This window comes from Superficieibacter sp. BNK-5 (genome assembly GCF_047456055.1).
Taxonomy (GTDB): domain Bacteria; phylum Pseudomonadota; class Gammaproteobacteria; order Enterobacterales; family Enterobacteriaceae; genus Superficieibacter.
This window is the reverse complement of sequence record NZ_CP179893.1, coordinates 4,407,636-4,422,999: the sequence shown is the minus strand read 5'-3', so window position 1 is coordinate 4,422,999 and position 15,364 is coordinate 4,407,636. Positions and strand designations below refer to the sequence as shown.

Here is a 15,364-nt window from a genome sequence, read left to right as displayed (position 1 = left end):
AAAAGATAAATGGAACAAGCGCATACCCGGCTTATTGCCCAGCTTAATGAGCGCATCGCCGCCGCAGATCATACCCCGCTGTACCTGAAGTTCGCTGAAACAGTCAAAAACGCGGTACGCAGCGGCGTGCTTGAACACGGTAATATTTTGCCCGGCGAACGGGATCTCAGTCAGCTCACTGGGGTGTCGCGGATTACCGTGCGCAAAGCGATGCAGACGCTGGAAGAAGAGGGCGTGGTAACACGCGCCCGTGGCTACGGGACGCAAATCAATAATATCTTTGAGTATTCACTGAAAGAGGCGCGGGGCTTCTCTCAGCAGGTGGTGTTGCGCGGTAAGAAGCCGGATACGCTGTGGGTGAACAAGCGGATCGTCAAATGTCCGGAAGAGGTCGCGCAACAACTGGCGATTGCCGCGCAAAGCGACGTTTTTTTGCTGAAGCGTATTCGCTATGTTGATGAAGAGGCGGTCTCTATCGAAGAATCCTGGGTGCCCGCACAACTGATCCACGATGTTGATGCCATCGGCGTGTCGCTGTATGACTACTTTCGCAGCCAGCACATTTTCCCGCAGCGCACCCGCTCGCGGGTCAGTGCCCGGATGCCGGACGCGGAATTTCAGTCGCACATCCAGATGGAAAGCAAAGTGCCGGTGCTGGTGATAAAGCAAGTGGCGCTCGATCAACAACAACGGCCCATTGAGTACAGCATCAGCTACTGCCGCAGCGATCTATACGTTTTTGTCTGCGAGGAGTAATTCCTCACGCGTGGGCGCGCAGTCGCCGCCCCGGTGTCCGACGACCCACGCCGCCACCGCGTTGCCGAGCATGACGGCATCCGCCAGCGACCAGCCGCAGGCCAGTCCGGCCAGCGTTCCGCCCGCATGGCTGTCGCCCGCGCCGATGGTATCGACGACCACTGTCGGAAACGCGGCGACGTTTCCCTGACCTTCGTGACTGAAATACCAGGCCCCTTCTTTATCGTGACGCACAATCAGCGGCGCGTTAAATTTCTCCAGCCAGGCTGCGCCAAACGCCGCCGTCTCGCGGCGGAAGTTAAAGGCGTCTGCCGCGATTTCCGCCTCCTGACGATTCACCGAGACCAACGGCTTGCAGGCCATGATCCGCGCCATCAGCGGGGCGGGAATATCGGCAATGCGCGGACCAAAGTCGATAAACGGTGTTACCTCCTGCAATCCCTCCAGCCAGCTTACCAGCAGCTCACCGCAGGAGGAGGCCAGCTGGTAGCCGGAAAGCGACACCAGGCTGCCGGGTTCAACGTGAAGTTTTTCCAGCCACCCGGCGTTCCACGCGTTTTCCACGCCGCTGAACGACATAAAGGTGCGTTCGCCGTCCGGCTCGACCAGCGCCAGACACCAGCCGTTATCGCCGCTGGCATTGTCGATCAGGCTCGTCAGTCCTTCCTTCGCCAGATTGTTGCGCACAATCTCCGCCCAGACGCCCTGGCCGAGCGGCAGCGCGTTGTTGGCCGCAACGCCAAGACGTTTCAGCGCCACGGCAATATTTAGCGCACAGCCGCCGATGTTGACGCTTTGCTGTTTCAGTTCGATATCACAGCCGCGCCAGGGCAGGGCGTAAGCGTCGGCGATCACGTCAATTACCGCTGCGCCGACCACCGTAACCGGACGACGCGCGTTCAGCGTCGGCAGTTTTTCCCGCAGCCACCCGGCATTCATGCTTCCTCCCGCTGCTGACGGTAGCGCGTTAGCGCGTCGGCATAGCGCCCGAAATCGAGTTGATTCACCGCGTCCAGCGCCTGTTTCAGCGCCGGATCAATCGCCTGCACGCCGTGTAGCGCCCCGCAAATCGCGGTGGCCATCGCGCCAATCGTGTCGGTGTCGCCGCCGAGATTGGCACAGAGAATGGCACAGCGATTAGGATCGGTCTGCGCAAGCTCGACCATCGCAATGGCGCAGGAAACGGATTCAAGCGTGCTGGTGCCCGCACCGACCTGCTGATACAGCGCTTCGCTGGCGGATTCAGGACCATCAGCCTCGCGGACGATTTTCAGCGCCAGTTCCAGACGCGCGGACAGCGAAGCGCTAAAGGTGGTGATGCGCTTTTCCTGCGCGTGGCGGGCAATTGCGGGAAGGGAATCGGCAATGCTGTGCCACGCGTCGCCGTCAATGGCCCGGGAAATCGCCCATGCCACAACCACGGCCCCGGCAATCGCCAGATCCGATTTATGCGTCGGGCTGGAGGCCAGCGCCACCGCGTCAATAAAGGTATCCAGATCGCGTGCCGGAAGCAGGCAGCCCAGCGGCGAAACGCGCATCGCGGCCCCGTTGGTGACGCCGTTATTTTCCAGTTCCGCCACCGGCTTGCCGTCGCGAATGGCATTTAAGGCAATCTTCGAGGTCGGGCCGAGAACGTTTTTATTAAAGGCATCAAAACGCAGCGCCCAGTCGAGGATATTCCGGCCAATCAGGTCCGGATCAATCTGACCGTTACGCTCCAGAAGCGCATCCGCAAGACAGAGCGCCATTGACGTATCGTCGGTGAATTCTGCCTGGTTAAAATAACAGGCGGCATTGTTCTCCGCCGGACCGGGTAAAAAGCGGTCGATCCAGCCAAAGTGAGCTTTTACTCGCGAGCGGGGCCACAGCTCTGATGGCATGCCCATCGCATCCCCCAACGCCTGCCCGTAAAGAGCACCGAGAATACGTTCAGATTTCATTTAGATTCCCCTTGTGTAAGCGCAATATCTCGCTCATCGGTGTTCACCTTTATGGCGGTGATTTCTTTATCCGATTCGCGGAACAACCACATAAAAAGCACGGCGATGATGGCGATCATAATGCCTCCAAACGCCCACATGCCGGCCCAGTTAAAGGTCAGGCCATTCACCGGCTGCGGATAAGCAAACATTTTTTCCATCATCACGCCGCCAAGACGGTAGCCCAGCAGGCTGCCAAAGCCCTGACAGCACAGCGTGATCAACCCCTGCGCGGCAGTACGCATACATACCGGCGCTTTTTTATCGACATAGATATAGGCGGTGACGTAATAAAAATCGTAGCTCACGCCGTGCAGCAGGATGCCGAGGAACAGTAGCCCGTAAGTGAAATACTGATCGGCGCCGCCATAGACAAAGAACCCGTAGCGGATCGCCGCGGTTACCAGACCAAGTAATAATACCTTTTTAATACCAAAGCGTTTGGTAAAGAACGGCAGCGCCAGCATAAAGAAGATTTCAGAAAACTGGCCGAGCGTCATCCAGCCGGTCGCATTCTTCATGCCGACTTCGGTAAGGTAGCCGTTGGCAAAGATATAATAAAAGGCCAGCGGCATAGCGAACAGGAACGAGCAGACAAAGAATACGAGGAAGTTTCTGTCGCGCAGCAGGATCAGCGCGTCCAGCCCCAGCATCACCCGCAGGCTGAGTTTTCCGGTACTTTTCGGCGGTGTATTCGGCAGGAAAAACGCAAAAACGCCCAGCAGTGCTGAACTGGCGGCGGTGATCAACAGCGGAATATTGGTCGGTGAAATATCGCTGTAACCCATCATCTGCGGCAGGAATCCACATACCAGACCGGAGGCGATCCAGCCGATAGTGCCCATCACCCGGATGCGCGGGAAATCGCCCTCAACGTCCGCCACGTTAGCAAAGGCAATGCTGTTAGTTAGCGCAATGGTCGGCATATAGGTCAGCGAGTAGGCCAGCAGCAGCGGGAAGAAACCGGCGAAGGTGGTTTGCTGCGCGGCAAAGTAAATCAGCACCGCTCCGGCAAACATGAGCACCGCCAGCACTTTTTGTGCCGGGAAGAAACGATCGGTAAGCGAACCGACCAGGATTGGCGACAGGATAGCGGCGATAGCGGTGCAGGCGTAGGACCAGCCAATCTCCCCGGCGCTGAAGCCGCTTTTGCTCAGCCACAGCCACAGAGGAACAAACCATGCGCCCCAGATAAACCACTCAATGAACATCATGAACGACAGCTTAACTGTAGTTTTCATCTTTAAATCCTTCATGACAGGTAAGGTACATAATGAAGATACCATTCAATAATACCTTTTAAATACCTTTAAGATGAAAGTTTGACCGACTTAACACTTTTACTCTCTTTAAGATGTGCCAGATGATACGGGCAAAAATGGCCTTAAAGATGGAAAAATAGTCAACCCGGTACCAGACTTATTGCTGCCCGCATAAAGCGGGGCAGGAAAAATCAACATCCGACGCGATGTCGGAACAAACGGGAGCATAGCTATGACTGATATTGCGCAGTTGCTTGGCAAAGACGCCGACAGCCTGTTACAGCATCGTTGTATGACCATTCCATCCGACCAACTTCATCTACCGGGACACGATTATGTTGATCGCGTCATGGTGGATAATAACCGTCCGCCAGCGGTGCTGCGAAATATGCAGACGCTCTATAATACCGGACGTCTGGCAGGGACCGGGTATCTCTCTATTTTACCGGTCGATCAGGGCGTGGAGCACTCCGCCGGTGCCTCTTTTGCGGCGAATCCGCTGTATTTCGATCCAAAGAACATCGTTGAGCTGGCGCTGGAGGCAGGCTGTAACTGTGTGGCTTCGACCTATGGCGTACTGGCCTCAGTGTCGCGTCGCTACGCGCACCGCATCCCTTTTCTGGTAAAACTGAATCATAACGAAACGCTTAGCTATCCGACTGAATACGATCAGACGCTGTATGCCAGCGTTGAGCAGGCGTTCAATATGGGGGCTGTGGCAGTAGGGGTGACGATCTATTTTGGCTCTGAGCAGTCGCGCCGGCAGATAGAAGAGATCTCCGCCGCCTTTGAACGCGCGCATGAGCTGGGGCTGGTGACGGTGCTGTGGGCCTATCTGCGTAACTCTGCCTTTAAGAAAGACGGTGTGGATTATCACGTTTCCGCCGATCTGACCGGGCAGGCCAACCATCTGGCGGCGACCATTGGCGCGGATATTGTTAAGCAGAAAATGGCCGAGAATAATGGCGGCTATAAAGCAGTGAAGTTCGGCTATACCGACGATCGCGTTTACAGCAAGTTGACCAGCGATAATCCCATCGATCTGGTGCGCTACCAGCTGGCGAACTGCTATATGGGCCGCGCCGGGTTGATCAACTCCGGAGGCGCTGATGGCGGTGAAACCGACCTGACTGACGCCGTGCGTACCGCGGTGATTAATAAGCGCGCCGGGGGAATGGGGCTGATCCTTGGGCGTAAAGCGTTTAAGAAATCAATGGCGGACGGGGTGAAGTTGATTAATGCGGTGCAGGATGTGTATCTGGACAGCAAGGTCAGTATCGCCTGATGATATGGTCATAACTGACCCTGACCGCTTTTGACTTCCTGCCCGGTGGCGCTGCGCTTACCGGGCCTACGGAGGGATACCAGGCTGGATAAGAGGTAGGCCGGGTAAGGCGCAGCCGCCACCCGGCATTATCACGTACAAAGCCTGAGTTATGTATCTTATTACCCGGCAAACGCATGCGCCGCCGGGCACTCTTCACCGCTTAAAACTCCCGCAGCTTGCGTGCAGTTTGCTGCAGCAGCTTATAGGCTTCATAACGCTGCTGGTGGACGGCATCCTGTCCGGCATCGGGATCGTACTGCTTGTCGAGCACCGTGAAGCGCGCCATCGCATCGCGTACCGACGGCGACATTTTGCCTGCCACGGCCCCGAGGATCGCTGACCCCAACAGCACTGGCTCGCTGGACACGGTGGTTAAGATCGGCAGGCCGCAGGCATCAGCCAGTAGTTGACGCACCAGCGGATGTTGCCCGGCGCCGCCGCTAATGGCGATTTTCTCGGTCTTGATCCCGTTCTCACGCTGCGTTTCGAGGATCTGGCGTAAGCCGTAGCCGATCCCGCACAGTCCCGCGACGTACAGTGCGACCAGATTATCAAGATCGCGCTCCATGCCTAATCCGGCAATGGCCGCCCGCGCATGCGGATCGGCAAACGGTGCCCGGTTGCCTAAAAACTCAGGGACAACATGCAGCCCCTGGGCCAGCGTCACCGCTGCTGAAGGCGAACTGACGCTTTTCAGCGCCCGGTCGGCGAGGAAAACCGGCAGCGGCACGCCCGCGGCTTTAGCCAGCTCGCGGGCTTCCGTCGCCGCAGGGTGGAAGGCGACCAGTTGATCAATCGCCGCGCCCGCCGCGCTCTGGCCACCTTCATTCAGCCACAGACCCGGCACCATTGCCGAGTAATAGGGACCCCAGACGCCGGGAACAAATACCGGTTTTTCCGTCGACATCATGGTGCAGGCTGAGGTGCCGAACACCCAGGCCATATTATGTAGCGCGCCGCGATCGACGCCAGCAGTACCAATCCCGCCCGCATGGGCATCGATCATACCAATAGCGACTGGCGTGCCGACCTGCAAACCCATTTCGTCCGCCGCTTCCAGCGTCAGACCGTGACCGCACGGCGTACCCGGCTCCACAATACGCTGACCAATGCGTACAAAGTCCTCATCCGCCAGATCGCCTAAGCCGATAGTGCGAAAATAATCCGGATCCCAGCGTTTTTCATGCGCCAGATAGGTCCATTTACAGGTGACGGTACAGGTTGAACGTCCCGCATCGCCGGTGGCGCGCCATGTCAGGAAATCTGCCAGATCAAAAAATTGTCCGGCGCGATCGTAGATTTTGCGACGATGTTCTTTCAGCCACAGTAGCTTTGGTGTTTCCATCTCGGGGGAGATCTTACCGCCAACGTACTGCAACACCGGGTGCCCGGTCTGGTTAATACGCTCCGCTTGCTCCGTGGCGCGATGATCCATCCACACAATCACGTTGCGGTCCGGATCGTCAGACGGCCCTACTGGCAACGGCTTGCCTTCACCGTCAAGTACCACCAGTGAACAGGTGGCGTCGAAACCAATACCCGCTACGCTTGCCGGCGCAACGCCGGAACGGGCGACGGATTCTTTAATGCACTGGCAGACCGCCTGCCAGATTTCGCGGCTGGACTGCTCGACGATGTGTCCCGTTTCGCGCCACAGGGTGATAGGGCGGGTGGCGTGTGCGAGCAGGGTGCCGTTGAGATCGAAAATCCCCGCGCGCACGCTTCCCGAACCGACGTCAACGCCAATAATGGTTCTGCTATCGTGATTCATACAGGCTCCCGGTATGCCATCAGAGGTCGACGCTGTTAGGTAGGATCACCAGATCCCTGACGGTGACGTTCTTCGAGCGTGTCACCATAAACAGAATGGCTTCCGCCACTTCAATCGGCTGCATCAGGCTACCGTTTGCCAGCGCTTCATCCATTTTGGCTTTCGGCCAGTCGTCCAGCAGGGCAGTCACTACCGGCCCCGGTAAGACCGCGCCGACGCGCACGCCGTGCTGTGCGACCTGGCGGCGAGTGGTGTGAACAAATGCCTGTACCGCAAATTTCGACGCGGTGTAGATAGGCTCCCAGATCACCGGCACCACGCCTGCAATGGAACTGGTAAACAGAATGTCGCCGGACTTCTGGGCAATCATATGCGGCAGCACGGCGTGAACGCAGCGGAAAGCGGCGTTAATGTTAAGGTTCAGCACTCGATCCCAGACGTCAGGATCGCCTTCGGCCACCGGCCCGCCAATGTAAGCCCCGGCGTTAGCGTGGAAAATGTCCAGCCCGCCCGCCAGCTTAAGAATGCCGTCCAGCATGCCGGAAACTTCAGCGGGTTTGAGCAGATCGACCTGTAAGGCAAACGCATTCTCGCCAATTTCCGCAACCAGCTTCTTCAGCTTTTCACCATCGCGGTCAACCAGAACCACTTTTGCCCCTGCACGATGCAGCGTTTTTGCACACTCCAGACCAATACCGGAAGCAGCACCTGTAACGGCGGCGACTTTACCCGCCAGTGGACTATTCATAGAAACTACAGACGAATTCATTTTATAATCCTTCATAAATCTGATGAAAATTTCGGCCGCACGTAGGGTACAGTCGTGAGGGGTTTTTATCTTTCATTTAACTGAAAAATATAGCTTTTTAAGCAGGGTAAGGCTGGTTTTTCTTCGCCTCTGCCTGCATAATCCCAACGATTTGCGCAATCTGCTCAATCGATGAAGCTGATTTAGCACCTTTCAAAAAACAAGCGCAAGTTTCGCGATAAACGGAGAGAAATATTTGTGACCGGGATCGGAAAAAGCAGGAAAACGACTATCTACGATCTGGCCGAACTGTCGGGCGTTTCCGCCAGCGCGGTGAGTGCGATCCTTAATGGCAACTGGAAAAAACGGCGCATCAGCGCAAAGCTGGCGGAAAAGGTCACACGTATCGCGCAGGAGCAGGGCTACGCGGTCAATCGACAGGCCAGCCTGCTACGCAGCAACCGGTCGAAGATTATCGGCATGATCGTGCCGAAGTACGATAACCGCTACTTTGGCTCGATTGTCGAAACCTTTGAGGCGATGGCGCGTGAGCGCGGCCTGTTTCCGATTATTACCTGTACGCGCCGTGAACCGGTGCTGGAGCTGGAAGCGGCGCGCACGATGCTCTCCTGGCAGGTGGACTGGCTGATTGCCACCGGGGCGACCGATCCAGATAAAATCACCGAACTGTGCGCGCCGTCCGGCGTGCCGACGCTGAATCTCGATCTGCCGGGAACGCTTGCCCCCTCGGTGATTTCGGATAACTACGCGGGCGCGAAGGAACTGACCCGGCGCATCCTGGTGAACAGTGAAAAACGCTACGGCGAAAAACGGCCGCTGGTGTTCGTGGGGGGGCGCGGCTCCGATCACAACACCCGCGAGCGTTTGCGCGGCTTTCGCGACGCCCATCAGGATGTGGGGCTCGCCTTGCCGGAAGAGAATATGCTGGCCTGCGGCTATGCCCCGCATAAAGCAGAGCTGGCGCTACGCACGTTTTTCAGCGCGGGAGAGAAACACACCGGCGGTCTGTTTGTTAACTCCACTATTTCGCTGGAAGGCGTCGTAAGCTGGCTGACGCAGGCGGGATATCGCGGTCACGAGCAGCCGCCGATGGGCTGTTTTGACTGGGACCCGTTCGTCACCCTGCTGGGGCACGACATCGAAATGGTCAGACAGGATGTGCCCGCCATGCTGGAAGCGGTGTTTGAGATCATCGATGCGGGAGACGTGCAGAAACAGCAGCGGGAGATCCCGCCGATTTTCGTTTCCTGAATGCCAGCCTTAGTGGGTCAACAGCCAGCGGGCAGTGCCTTCATCCGTCACCAGGCCGTTGATCCAGCCGCCTTTTAACGCAGCCAGAATCACCGGACGCTTATCCTCACCACAGGCGACCGCAATGCGCGGATGGCTGTTACGGCGGATGTCATAACTGGTAATCAGCTGGTTACTTTCAGACTCCGCCACCTGACCTTCCGCATCAATAAAGCGCCCAAGGATCTCGCCGATAGCTCCGCGCTGGCGCAGATCGTCCAGTTGCTCAAGATTAATAAAGCCATCCTTAAAAATCGGACTTTGTGTGCCCAGCGCACCGATACCGACAAAAATGACATCTGCATGATCGGCCACCGACGTGACGTTTTCAAACAGGCGGTTCGAGGACCACATTTTGTGCTCCGGAATGGATTTCGCATAGCGCGGCGCGGGCCACTGAAAATAGTTCGCCTGGATCTTCCGCGCCAGCAGCAACGGCACGTCGTCGTAGTAATTACACTGACCGTTTTCATCCATCGCGCTAATCAGCGCCACGCATTTGCTATTTTTACTTTCGAAATCAATGCGTTTAATGGTTTTCTTTAGCGTCAAACCTGAGCCGATACCGATGACTTTGGCGCTGGTGTCTTTCAGATATTGTGACATCAACTGATAGCAGCCGTAAGAAACGCTATCCAGCGTGGATTCGCTGGCAAACGTGGGCACGATATTACAGTCGTGAAGTTTATATTTCTCTTTTAAGAGCAAGGCGTAGTTGAGGCAGGCGGCCACCGGATGATGAAGCCCGATCGAAACAATACCTTCTTCTTTGGCGGCGGCAATCAGACGCTGCACCACTGGCCGCGACGTGCCGAGCAGCGCCGCAATCTCACTCTGGTTTTGACCCGCAACATAATACATCCATGCGGCTCTGACTTTTTGGTCAAATCGGATGTCATCTTCTTTCATTATGATTTTCAGGTCCTTACCTTAACAATGTAGCAACATTTTCGGATGAAACTCTGTTTCGCATTGTGGCGTTTGCGCACAATACAGGCAATGTTTTGTTGGTGATTGGTCAAAAGTAATTTTGACGGTCATTTGCTCTTTTGTGATCTACGGCTCTATTTTCAATCTTTTGCTCATGTACATTCAGCTGCATAAACTCAATGGAGAGCAAAGCAATGAACAATCAATACACATGGTTACACATCGGTCTGGGTTCTTTTCATCGTGCACATCAAGCCTGGTATATGCACAAGCTCATTGAGTCCGGCGACAAAACCTGGCATATCGCCGCCGGCAATATTCGTAATGATGCTGAACATGTCGTGTCGGCATTAACCGCGCAAAACGGGCGCTATGTTCTGGAAACCGTCAGCCCGGAAGGCGAGCGTAAGTACGAAGAAATTACCTCTATTCAGAAGTTGCTGCCGTGGCAGGAAAACCTGCAACCGCTGATTAACGAAGGTGCTAACGCGGCGACCAAAGTCATCGCCTTTACCGTGACGGAAAGCGGTTATTACCTGAATACCAGTCATAAACTGGAGGTGAATAACCCGGATATCGTTAGCGACCTGAACGGCGGCAACAAAACTATTTACGGCACTATCACGAAAATCCTCGAAAAACGTATCGCCGATAATGCAGGTCCGCTGACCCTGCTGAACTGCGATAACGTGCGTCACAACGGCGAGCGTTTCCACGACGGCCTGGTTGAATTCCTCACCCTGACCGGCAAAACGGCGGTGATTGAGTGGCTGCATAACAACGCCACCTGCCCGAATACCATGGTAGACCGCATCACCCCGCGTCCGGCGGCAGACCTGCCAGCACGTATCAAAGCGCAAACCGGTATTGACGATAAAGCGCCGGTGATGGGCGAAACCTTTATCCAGTGGGTCATCGAAGATAATTTTAAAGCCGAACGCCCGGCCTTTGAGAAAGTGGGCGCAGAGCTGGTGGATTCCGTTATTCCTTACGAAGAAGCCAAAATTCGTATCCTGAACTCTTCCCATAGCTGCATCGCGTGGGCCGGTACGCTGATGGGCCAGCAGTACATTCATGAAAGCACGCTAACCGACGCCATCTACGCGATTGCCGATCGTTATGTGACTGAAGATGTGATCCCTTGCCTTGGCGATAACGGTATTGATTTGCCGAAATATCGCGATGTGGTATTGCAGCGCTTCACTAACCCGCATATTCAGGATACCAACCAGCGCGTTGCGGCTGACGGCTTCTCTAAAATCCCGGCGATGATCGCCCCGACGCTACAGGAATGCTATCAGCGCGGCGTGCGTCCGGCGGCCACCGCCATGCTGCCAGCATTGTTCTTCGTCTACATGGAGCAGTGGCATAAAGGCCAACTGCCGTATGAATATCAGGACGGCATTCTGGATGCGCAGGCCGTTCACGCGATGTTTAACGCCGCTGACCCGATCGGCGTCTACGCCAAAGATCGCGCGCTGTTTGGCGACCTGGCTAATAACGCCGATTTTGCCGCGCTGCTGCGTGAAAAAATCAACGCCGTCTACTCCCTGATCCATTGAGAGGTCGCTATGTACTTAGGCATCGATCTGGGCACCTCCGAAGTCAAAGGGCTGGTGATTGACGAGAATCATGACATCGTCGCCACCCATAGCGCGCCGCTGACCATTCAGCGGCCCCACCCGCACTGGTCGGAACAGGATCCGCAGGCGTGGTGGGACGCGACCAACTACGTCATTGCCACGCTGCGCGAGAAGTGCGCGCCGCACTGGAACGCGATTAAAGCGATTGGCCTTTCCGGGCAAATGCACGGCGCGGTACTGCTTGACGGCGACAACGCCGTCATCCGTCCGGCGATCCTGTGGAATGACACCCGCAGCGCGGCGGAGTGCGTCGAGCTGGAAGAAAGCGCGTCCGAGCTGCACGCCATTGCCGGTAATCTCGCCATGCCGGGCTTTACCGCACCAAAACTGCTGTGGGTACGCAAGCACGAGCCGGAAAACTTCCAGCGACTGCAAACCGTCCTGCTGCCGAAAGATTACCTGCGCTTCAAAATGACCGGCAAAAAAATTGCCGATATGTCGGACGCGGCAGGGACGCTGTGGCTGGATGTCGCCCGCCGCGACTGGTCAGATTATCTGCTGGAAAAATGCGGACTGGCGCGTTGCAACATGCCGAGCCTGGTAGAAGGCTGTGACGCTTCCGCCACGCTGGACCCGCACGTTGCCGAAAGCTGGGGCTTAAACCCTTCCGTGGTGGTGGCGGGCGGCGGTGGCGATAACGCGGTCAGCGCGATTGGCGTCGGCGCGGTTGCCCCTGGCGATGCCTTTATTTCTCTTGGCACCTCCGGCGTGATGTTTGTGGTAAACGAGGCTTATCGCCCCGCACCGCAGTCGGCTGTTCACGCCTTCTGCCACGTTCTGCCGAATCGCTGGCACCAAATGAGCGTGATGTTAAGCGCGGCCAGCTGTCTGCAATGGTTCTGCCGCCTGGTGGGGATCACCGAGGCGGAACTGCTGGAGGAAGTCGCTCAGCTTAGTGATGAGCAACGAGCCAGCGCACCGCAGTTCCTGCCATATCTGTCCGGCGAACGCACACCGCATAACGATCCGGATGCGAAAGGGATGTTCCACGGCATGACCCATTCCACCAACCGCGCGCTGCTGGGCTACGCGGTGATTGAAGGCGTGAGCTTCGGGATTGCCGATGGTTTACGGGTATTGCAGGAGAGCGGTACCCACATCGAACAATGTTCGCTGGTGGGCGGCGGGGCGCGGAGTCCTTACTGGGCGCAACTGCTGGCCGATATTCTCAACATGCCAATCGTCACCCATAAAGGCGGCGAAACGGGTGGGGCGCTGGGGGCTGCACGTCTGGCTTGTCTGGCGACCGGACAGCCTGTGGAAGCGGTCTGCAAAAAACCGGAAATATATAAAATCTATCAGGCAACGCCTGCACGTCAGGACATTCTGCAACAGCGCTATCAGGCGTTTAACGCGCTCTACCAGAACGATCTCAGGTTACGGAATAAATAATTTTTAAAAAGGCACCCCGTGTAAGCGTGGGTGCCAGAACCTTATACCCTACAAATGAGGCACTTATGACGAATACCAATAAACAGTGGCTGGGATTGCCGCTAAATCTGTTATGGGGCTATATCGCAATCGCGGTGTTTATGACCGGCGACGGATTTGAACTGGCCTTCCTCTCTCACTACATCACCGGTCTGGGCTTTACCCCGGCGGAAGCCTCGTTTGCCTTTACGCTCTATGGCCTGGCGGCGGCGCTCTCCGCGTGGATTTCCGGCGTGGTCGCCGAAATTATTACCCCGCAAAAAACCATGTTTATCGGTTTTGTGATGTGGGCCGTGTTCCACGTCCTGTTCCTGGTGTTTGGCCTGGGTCACGCTAACTACGCGCTGATCCTGCTGTTTTATGGCATCCGTGGCTTTGCTTATCCGCTGTTCCTCTATTCTTTTATCGTGATTATTATTCACAACGTGAAAAGTGACAGTTCCAGTTCTGCGCTGGGCTGGTACTGGGCGGTTTACTCTATCGGTATCGGCGTAGCGGGGAGCTATATTCCCAGCTTCACCATTCCGCTGATGGGCGAACTGGGCACACTGTGGACCGCGCTGGCCTTCTGCGTTGCTGGTGGGTTAATTGCGATGGTGTCTCTGCGTAACGTCAATACCCCAACCCGGATGCATAACCTCACTACGCGTGAAAAATTCAGCGAGCTGAGCCGTGCGGTTACGCTGCTGTACACCAACAAAAACATTCTCTGCTCCAGTATTGTCCGCATTATCAACACGCTGTCGCTGTTCGGCTTCGCGGTCATTATGCCGATGATGTTTGTCGATAAGCTCGGTTTCACTACCTCAGAATGGTTGCAGGTGTGGGCGGTGTTCTTTTTTACCACCATCTTCTCCAATATTTTCTGGGGCATTGTGTCAGAAAAAATGGGCTGGATGAAAGTGGTGCGCTGGTTTGGCTGCATCGGCATGGCGTTGTCCAGCCTGGCGTTTTACTACATCCCGCTGTGGGCGGGCCATAACTTTGCCATGGCGTTGATTCCGGCTATTTCTCTGGGTATTTTCGTCGCCGCATTCGTGCCGATGGCCGCCGTATTCCCGGCGCTGGAACCCCATCACACCGGGGCAGCGATTTCGGTTTATAACCTCTCTGCTGGCCTGTCTAACTTCCTTGCGCCAGCTATCGCGGTCGTGCTGCTGCCGTGGTTCGATACGCTTGGCGTGGTCATTGCCTATACCGCGCTGTATCTGATTGCCTTTGTGATTTGCCATTTCATTGATGTTGAACAACCGGGTTTTGAACGTAAAACGCGTTATGCCGAAGATGGTGCACTGAAGGTTTCCTGATTTAACGAAGCTGGCACGACCGGACGTTGTGCCAGCGTATTATGGATGTTGCTATGATGAACGCTAAAGCCGCAGTTTTTGATATGGATGGAGTGATTATTGACTCCGAGGCACTATGGCAGAGCGCTCAAATTACGTCGCTGGCTGAGTTTGGTATTGCCATCACCAATGAACAGTGTGAGCAGTTAACTACCGGCAGACGTTCAGATGAAATTGCCTGTATCTGGCAGGAAAAATTTAATCTCGATATTAATCCCTCTTTGCTCGAGGCCGATATTTTGACGCGGGTGGTCAGCCTGATCGAGCATTCCGGTGAGGCGATGGAAGGGCTGTATGATGCGCTTCACTATTTCCGTCGCGAAGGCTACAAAATCGCGCTGGCTACCTCGTCCAGCCATCGGGTGATTCAGGTTGTCTTTGATAAGCTCGGTTTGTGGAAATATTTCGATGTGATCAGCAGCGCGGCTGACGTCGAACGCGGTAAACCCGATCCAGCGGTCTATCTGGCAACGGCAAAGAAATTAGCCCTGACGCCTGCGCAATGCCTGGTGATCGAAGACAGCGGCAATGGCTTCCTCGCTGCACAACGCGCCGGAATGCACACATGGGTCGTCACGCCACAGTGCCATCATGAAAAGTTCAGTCATGCCGCCGGAAATTGCCGCACGCTCAGTGAACTGGTGGCGGCGCTTTCTTCGCAGAAAGTCGTGTCCTGCGAGAGCATGTAACGAATAAGTAAGCGTTGAGACACATTTCCTGGATGTAAACGGTCTCATTTTGGAGGTCTCAGCGCTTACTTCCCCCGATGCAGGTGGGATGAATGTTCTGGCGTGACACGAGCGTAGCCTGCCATGGTAGCGCTGCAATGCCGGGTGGCGGCTTCGCCTTACCCGGCCTAC

At 55.9% G+C, this 15,364-nt stretch carries 13 protein-coding genes; 7 read left to right on the top strand and 6 right to left on the bottom strand.

What is annotated here, in order from left to right:
* Positions 1-9 precede the first annotated feature (9 nt).
* Positions 10-756 (top strand): GntR family transcriptional regulator, encoded by a 747-nt coding sequence (locus tag ACMGGS_RS21230; RefSeq protein WP_414164261.1) that lies wholly within the window; start codon positions 10-12, stop codon positions 754-756.
* Here ACMGGS_RS21230 and ACMGGS_RS21225 read toward each other — a convergent pair.
* From ACMGGS_RS21225 to ACMGGS_RS21215, 3 genes are read right to left on the bottom strand one after another with little or no spacing between them, the layout of a single operon-like run.
* Positions 730-1,695, bottom strand: a complete 966-nt coding sequence (locus ACMGGS_RS21225; protein ID WP_414164260.1) for a PfkB family carbohydrate kinase — start codon at positions 1,693-1,695, stop codon at positions 730-732. The two genes, ACMGGS_RS21230 and ACMGGS_RS21225, sit on opposite strands and share 27 nt — an antisense overlap.
* Positions 1,692-2,696 (bottom strand): ADP-ribosylglycohydrolase family protein, encoded by a 1,005-nt coding sequence (locus tag ACMGGS_RS21220; protein WP_414164259.1) that lies wholly within the window; start codon positions 2,694-2,696, stop codon positions 1,692-1,694. Before ACMGGS_RS21220 ends, ACMGGS_RS21225 begins: the two co-directional genes overlap by 4 nt.
* Positions 2,693-3,976, bottom strand: a complete 1,284-nt coding sequence (locus ACMGGS_RS21215) for a nucleoside permease (RefSeq protein ID WP_414164258.1) — start codon at positions 3,974-3,976, stop codon at positions 2,693-2,695. Before ACMGGS_RS21215 ends, ACMGGS_RS21220 begins: the two co-directional genes overlap by 4 nt.
* Positions 3,977-4,229: 253 nt before the next feature.
* Here ACMGGS_RS21215 and fbaB point away from each other — a divergent pair, with 253 nt between their 5' ends.
* Complete coding sequence (fbaB, locus tag ACMGGS_RS21210; RefSeq protein WP_414164257.1) at positions 4,230-5,282, top strand: class I fructose-bisphosphate aldolase; 1,053 nt, start codon at positions 4,230-4,232, stop codon at positions 5,280-5,282.
* Between the two features lie 202 nt (positions 5,283-5,484).
* On the opposite strand, the gene ACMGGS_RS21205 is transcribed toward fbaB, so the two are convergent.
* Both ACMGGS_RS21205 and ACMGGS_RS21200 read right to left on the bottom strand, forming a co-directional pair.
* Positions 5,485-7,095 carry an FGGY-family carbohydrate kinase gene (locus tag ACMGGS_RS21205; RefSeq protein WP_414164256.1) on the bottom strand — a complete coding sequence of 537 codons (1,611 nt, stop codon included), beginning with the start codon at positions 7,093-7,095 and terminating at the stop codon, positions 5,485-5,487.
* 19 nt (positions 7,096-7,114) lie between these two features.
* A complete protein-coding gene (locus tag ACMGGS_RS21200) occupies positions 7,115-7,864 on the bottom strand; it encodes an SDR family NAD(P)-dependent oxidoreductase (protein WP_176919102.1) in 750 nt (249 codons plus the stop codon).
* 237 nt (positions 7,865-8,101) lie between these two features.
* On the opposite strand from ACMGGS_RS21200, the gene ACMGGS_RS21195 reads away from it, so the two are divergent.
* Entirely contained in the window at positions 8,102-9,115 is a 1,014-nt protein-coding gene (locus ACMGGS_RS21195; protein ID WP_414164255.1) for a LacI family DNA-binding transcriptional regulator, read from the top strand.
* 9 nt (positions 9,116-9,124) lie between these two features.
* Here ACMGGS_RS21195 and ACMGGS_RS21190 read toward each other — a convergent pair whose 3' ends face one another.
* Positions 9,125-10,066, bottom strand: coding sequence for a sugar-binding transcriptional regulator (locus ACMGGS_RS21190; RefSeq protein WP_414166332.1), 942 nt, complete (start codon positions 10,064-10,066; stop codon positions 9,125-9,127).
* 212 nt (positions 10,067-10,278) lie between these two features.
* Between ACMGGS_RS21190 and dalD the strand changes: the two genes are divergently transcribed.
* The 4 genes from dalD (at position 10,279) to ACMGGS_RS21170 (ending at position 15,193) form a co-directional block, all read left to right on the top strand.
* Positions 10,279-11,646 carry a D-arabinitol 4-dehydrogenase gene (dalD, locus tag ACMGGS_RS21185; RefSeq protein ID WP_176919104.1) on the top strand — a complete coding sequence of 456 codons (1,368 nt, stop codon included), beginning with the start codon at positions 10,279-10,281 and terminating at the stop codon, positions 11,644-11,646.
* A 9-nt stretch (positions 11,647-11,655) separates the two neighbouring features.
* Positions 11,656-13,119 carry a xylulokinase gene (gene xylB, locus ACMGGS_RS21180; protein WP_414164254.1) on the top strand — a complete coding sequence of 488 codons (1,464 nt, stop codon included), beginning with the start codon at positions 11,656-11,658 and terminating at the stop codon, positions 13,117-13,119.
* A 65-nt stretch (positions 13,120-13,184) separates the two neighbouring features.
* Entirely contained in the window at positions 13,185-14,465 is a 1,281-nt protein-coding gene (locus ACMGGS_RS21175) for an MFS transporter (RefSeq protein WP_414164253.1), read from the top strand.
* Positions 14,466-14,521: 56 nt separating this feature from the next.
* On the top strand, positions 14,522-15,193 hold the full coding sequence (locus ACMGGS_RS21170; RefSeq protein WP_414166331.1) for an HAD family hydrolase: 672 nt from the start codon (positions 14,522-14,524) through the stop codon (positions 15,191-15,193).
* Positions 15,194-15,364: the final 171 nt, after the last annotated feature.